The organism is Persicitalea sp., from assembly GCF_041751555.1.
Classification (GTDB): domain Bacteria; phylum Bacteroidota; class Bacteroidia; order Cytophagales; family Spirosomataceae; genus Persicitalea.
In genome coordinates, this window is the sequence record NZ_JBGSXF010000341.1 from 1 (window position 1) to 5,020 (window position 5,020).

Here is a 5,020-nt window from a genome sequence, read left to right on the forward strand (position 1 = left end):
GTACCTCGACTGGAAAAATGTGCAGGGGCTTTTAGTGCCTACCCGAATGGAGAATTACTCTTTTGCCGATGGAGTCATCAGCGGTGAGCCAAGCGCACCGCGCATTTTCTCGGAGATTAAGTTTTTCAAGAAATTGAAGGATACCTCGATCTTCGAGCAACGTGCCAATTGAAGCCGATAAAGTTAGAATCCTTATCTTCGTAGATTCATCTTCAAATACTTGACATCATGGAACCCGTTTTGACCCTCACCGTACCACTTTCGGTCGATCAATTGGCCGCGCTTATCCGGCAACAGTTACCCGAACCTGAAAGGATTAGGCTGGCGCATTTGCTCGCGCCGGATGATGAATACGAAGAACCCACCCAGGCGCAACTCGTAGCAGAGATGAAAGAGGCGGTAAGGGAAGTGAATTTGGCGAAGAAGGGAAAGATTAACCTGCCCACTTTGGAAGAGTTCCTCAATGAGCTTTAACATACGCCCTACCCGCACATTTCAGAAGCAGTTCAAGCAACTTTTGAAAAAGTACCGATCATTGACGCTCGATATTCTCGTTTTGAGGTCTAATCTCGCGGCTAATCCTGTTCAAGGTACTTCCATCGGCAAAAACTGTTTCAAAATCCGCCTCGCAATTTCCAGCAAAAATCAGGGTAAATCTGGCGGAGCCAGGGTGATCACCAATGTCCACATCGTCGGCGAAACCGTTTACCTTCTTTCCATTTACGATAAAAGTAGCAAAGGCAATCTAGATGAAGGGGAATTAGAGCGTTTGCTCCTGGAGATTGACGATTGAAAGCTATTGTGTCGAAACATGGCGAATCAGTAGCCAATTCCCTCTACCTCACCGCAAAAAAATCGAAATCCCAAGCCACAGCTCATCATTACCACGCATGATGATGGCAGGCTGGGTTCTTCTCTGATACATCAACTCCACCGAAACCCGCTTCGCTACAAAAAATCCTACCCCTAACCCCGCCGCAGCGGTAAATCCCTTCCTGGATTTCTTGCTTTCCAGTCCGTCAAAGTCCTTCCTGTCGGTACTTTGAAAGATGCCGCCCGCCGATACTTGCAGGATCGGTCGGACTTTGCTTTGAAAAAGATAATAACGGGCAAATAATTCGGGGGAGAAGTTTTTTACGGTGCGCTCGGCATCTACGTTAGCAGGAGAACCCACGACGCTGGATAGAGTTCTTTCTCCATAAAACTTGTCGTAACTAAGCTGGACGCCCGTTACCAATCCCTTCGCGACGAAGATACCGCCTTGTGCCGTCAGTTGTAATCCCGAAGAATTGTTGTCCCCTCCACTATAATTTCCCGTAGCGTTCAAGCCCACAAAATGGCTGCCCTTTTCCAGCGGGACTGAGGTCGAGATTATTGGTGTTTGGGATAGGGCCGGGAGTCCGGCGATCAGAAATAGAAACAGGGAGAAAATAATCTGGTTAGTCTTCATGGTTATTTTAGATTTTGGATTGGTGTTTATTTTAAAAATTTAAAGTGTAGCTGATGTAGGGCAACACGGGAACGAGGGAGCGTTGCTTAAGCTCGATTCCCTGGGGAACCCCATCTTTGGGATTTACTATCGTCTTGAAGTTGAAGTACAAAGGATTCGCCCGGTTGTAGGCGTTGTACAACCCAAAATTCAGTTGCGCTTTTCTGCCATGGCGCGTGATTAGTTCTTTGCTGGCTCCCAGGTCCAAACGGTGGTAGGCGGGCATCCGTCCGTTGTTGCGGTCGCCGTACAGCAGCCGCGTCTCGGAAGCGAACCGACCGGAAGTGGCCGCTACGGGCAGTGTAACGGCGTGGCCCGTTTGGTAGATGAAGGTGCTGGACAGCGACCACTTCTTCCCAATTTTTAGATTGCCCGTCACCGCCAGATTATGGCGGCGGTCGTAGCGCATGGGGTACCAGCGCGCCTCGTCGATGTTGGTAAACTGGCGTTCACTCTTCGACAACGTGTAGGATATCCAGCCGTTCAGCTTACCCCTTTCCCGGCGCAACATCACTTCCAGGCCACGAACGCGGCCAATACCGCCTTTCTCGACGGTGTCGTCCCAAGTGTCCGCCGCCAGACCGCTGAACCCGATGCCATCGGGATAGTCGATGAGTCTTTTCAACTTTTTCCGGTAGAGTTCTACGGAGAGGTCGAGGCCGGCTTGGGGAATTCTTTGTAAAGCCCCAGCGACCACTGCTGCGCGTTGGCGGGGGGGACTTTGCTGGTGGAAGGCACCCAGGCGTCGAAACTAAGCCCCAGGCCGTTGTTGGTGAGCAGAAGCACGTATTGGTTCATGACCGAATACCCGGCCTTGACCGACCAGTTTCTCGGCCCGTTCCAGTTCAGGCCAAGGCGGGGTTCAGGATAAACGAAAGTGCTGTTCTGCACCCGGTACAAACTACCGCGCAACCCGACATCGGCCCGGAAGCGCTTAAAGGTCGTACTGCTTTCTACGAAGCCGTCCACCTGCGTCCCGACGATATTCGCCACCGGGGGGACACCGCCCGCCAATTCGTAGTTCGTCTGCAGCCGGAAAGGGCTGAATGTGTGAACGGTAACATCGGCCCCGTACTTCAAGCTCAGAAAAGACTTGGGGAAATGGTCGAATTGCAGCTTGAAGCCGTAGTCCCGGACGCGGCTGTCGGTGTGGCTATAGTATTCGTCCGTTCGGTCTTCATCTGAGTCGTATTGGCTGTAATCGGTGTTAAAACCGCTGTTGTAACGGGAATAAATCAGCACTGCTCGCGCAAACAGCTTGTCGGACAGAATCTTGCTGTACCGCGCGGTAGCCGTAGTGTTCCCCCAGCGAATACCAACGCTCGTCTCGTCGCGCTGCCCGTCGTTATTCGACCATTCGTTGACCCTGAAATCGTCATCGCCTTGGTACAGGCTGACGTAGAACTGATCCGTCGCGCTCAACTGGTAGTTGAACTTGGCGTTCAGGTCGTAAAATCCGTAGCTGGGGAAATCACCGAAGCCGGTTTTCGACTTTCGGGGCCGGATCAGGCGGGTCACGCCCAAGGTCGAAATCCTCCCGGACACGATGAAGGAGGCTTTGTCCTTGATGATGGGGCCTTCGATGGTCAGGTTCTGGCTTAAAAGCCCAATGCCCACCTGTCCGGCCATTTTCTTCTTGTTGCCGTCTTTCATCGTCAGGTCGATCACCGAGGAGAGCCTGCCGCCGTAGCGGGCCGGGAAAGGTCCTTTGTACAAACTCACCGATTTGAGGGTATTGGGATTGAAGACCGAGAAAAAGCCGCCCAAATGCATCACGTTGTACACCGGGGCCTCGTCCAGCAAGATTAGGTTTTGGTCTGGTGTGCCGCCCCGCACGTACAAGCCCGCCGTACCTTCACCGCCCGTCATGACGCCGGGCGTCAGGCTCAATGCCTTCAGCACATCGACCTCGCCCAGCAAGGCCGGAATGGATTTGATGCGCGACACGGGCAGAATGAACTGTCCGGCCGTTTCCCGCTTACCTTTGATGACTACTTCATCTAATCCCCGTTGCGGAGACAGCCGGATGTCGATTGGCGAGGGCTGCGCGTTGAGCGCAGCCAGCTGGAAAGTCGCGTAGCCCACGTAAGAAAATTCCAACGTGTCGATTTGTGACGGTACTGTAACGCTGAAAAAGCCGTACTGATTGGTAATCGCCCCGTACCGATCCGTCGGATCACTTACGGTCGCCCCGATGAGCAGTTCGCCCGTGGCCCGGTCGTGAACGGTGCCGCTGATCGTAACCCGCTGCGCCAAGAGCAGTTCCGGCGAGAGCAGCCAGGTGACAAATAACACCAGCAGCCAAGTTCTTGAATGTGATATGGTTGCTTTATAAGTCAATCTCGATCAGGGTTTCGTTCGATGCAAAGACCAGCCCGTAGCCGTTCTCAATGTTGGTGAAAGTCTTTTGCGGGGTTAAAAACAAGAAATCGACATCGGTGGGCTGATTGTTCTCAATCTGTGACCAGTCGAACCAATTTTGGGTGGCTTTACCCACTCTCAAAATCAATTTACTGGCCTTTTCTCTCACCACATAACTCGAATCAGGGTTGGTTCTACTGAAGTATGAAGTAAGTGTTTTGATAGAAATGCTAAGTGGATTTCCCTGGGCGGGCATACATTCTCCTCTTACCAAATTGACTCCGGGCTGGAATCCTTTATCCTGCCTACGCTCGGCATAAGAAGCCAGGCAATTTTCTTCGGTCGCCGCAATGTTGTCATTGACAAATAACATATTTGAGATATTCTTGTCTTTATACACGCTCACGAGCCCAATCACATAATACTCTTTTTCGGGCCGAATATCCTTGAAATAGAGACTTACCAAAGCGTAGTTCTTAATAGGATAATACACGCCGCTGACATCTTTCTTGATTTTGTATTCAAACTCTACTCTGCTGATAGGAACCTCGACGGGCCTGGACTGTGCGGCTTCGTAGCCGGGAGCCGTTGCCCGGATAACATAGCTGCTTCCTGCTTCAATCATCATATCTGAGACGTAACTGCCATTTCCGGCGGAAGTGAGCGCCGTCGTATCTCGTCCGTCTTTGATGATGAAAACAGTAGCATTGGAAACAGTCAGTTCCTCCGGGAACTGCCCCAGGGGTTTGAAAGTGTGTTCCAGATATACTTCGATTGGCGAGCCAGCTTGCAAATGGCTCGTCACTACAAGTTTGTCACCATCGTAGGGGAGATTGATATCTACGTCGCGCTCTTGACAACCTAGTATTGTTAGAAAAATCAAAAAACAGATTGAATAGATTTTATTGACTGAAAGCGTGCAAATGAATTATCACTGATTTAAATATTTTGTTAGTTTTTGTTTTCTTTGTAAAGTACCTAAGATACACAAAAGGTTGTAAGCGAACTAGTTTCTTTTATCATTTTACGAAAAAACACTGCAAAAAAATTGTCGAAGTCAGTCAATATTTTCATAAAAAATTCTTCAACTTTTCAACCCTTTTAGACTTCTCGAACTCTCTCCTCTAAAAACCCCAAAACCTTAAAATCCTAAAAGCAAGATGAAAAGAT

The 5,020-nt window shown here is 50.3% G+C and carries 6 protein-coding genes; 2 read left to right on the forward strand and 4 right to left on the reverse strand.

Annotation, left to right across the window (positions count from 1 at the left end; all coding sequences use genetic code 11):
- Positions 1-228: 228 nt before the first annotated feature.
- Positions 229-474 (forward strand): hypothetical protein, encoded by a 246-nt coding sequence (locus ACEW8P_RS12230; RefSeq protein WP_373513363.1) that lies wholly within the window; start codon positions 229-231, stop codon positions 472-474.
- Positions 464-793, forward strand: a complete 330-nt coding sequence (locus ACEW8P_RS12235; RefSeq protein ID WP_373513364.1) for a hypothetical protein — start codon at positions 464-466, stop codon at positions 791-793. The genes ACEW8P_RS12230 and ACEW8P_RS12235 overlap by 11 nt, the downstream gene beginning before the upstream one ends.
- 48 nt (positions 794-841) lie before the next feature.
- On the opposite strand, the gene ACEW8P_RS12240 is transcribed toward ACEW8P_RS12235, so the two are convergent.
- From ACEW8P_RS12240 to ACEW8P_RS12255, 4 genes are read right to left on the reverse strand one after another with little or no spacing between them, the layout of a single operon-like run.
- Entirely contained in the window at positions 842-1,450 is a 609-nt protein-coding gene (locus tag ACEW8P_RS12240) for an outer membrane beta-barrel protein (protein ID WP_373513365.1), read from the reverse strand.
- Between the two features lie 31 nt (positions 1,451-1,481).
- The gene (locus tag ACEW8P_RS12245; RefSeq protein ID WP_373513366.1) at positions 1,482-2,114 is read right to left on the reverse strand and encodes a hypothetical protein; all 633 of its coding nucleotides are present in this window, start codon (positions 2,112-2,114) and stop codon (positions 1,482-1,484) included.
- A 17-nt stretch (positions 2,115-2,131) separates the two neighbouring features.
- The gene (locus ACEW8P_RS12250) at positions 2,132-3,784 is read right to left on the reverse strand and encodes a carboxypeptidase-like regulatory domain-containing protein (protein ID WP_373513367.1); all 1,653 of its coding nucleotides are present in this window, start codon (positions 3,782-3,784) and stop codon (positions 2,132-2,134) included.
- 34 nt (positions 3,785-3,818) lie between these two features.
- Complete coding sequence (locus tag ACEW8P_RS12255) at positions 3,819-4,733, reverse strand: DUF4249 family protein (protein ID WP_373513368.1); 915 nt, start codon at positions 4,731-4,733, stop codon at positions 3,819-3,821.
- Positions 4,734-5,020 lie beyond the last annotated feature (287 nt).

Coding starts and splice junctions, on each gene's coding strand:
- ACEW8P_RS12240 (WP_373513365.1), bottom strand. CDS start 1,450: ATGAAGACTAACCAGATTATTTTCTCCCTGTTTCTATTTCTGATCGCC.
- ACEW8P_RS12235 (WP_373513364.1), top strand. CDS start 464: ATGAGCTTTAACATACGCCCTACCCGCACATTTCAGAAGCAGTTCAAG.
- ACEW8P_RS12230 (WP_373513363.1), top strand. CDS start 229: ATGGAACCCGTTTTGACCCTCACCGTACCACTTTCGGTCGATCAATTG.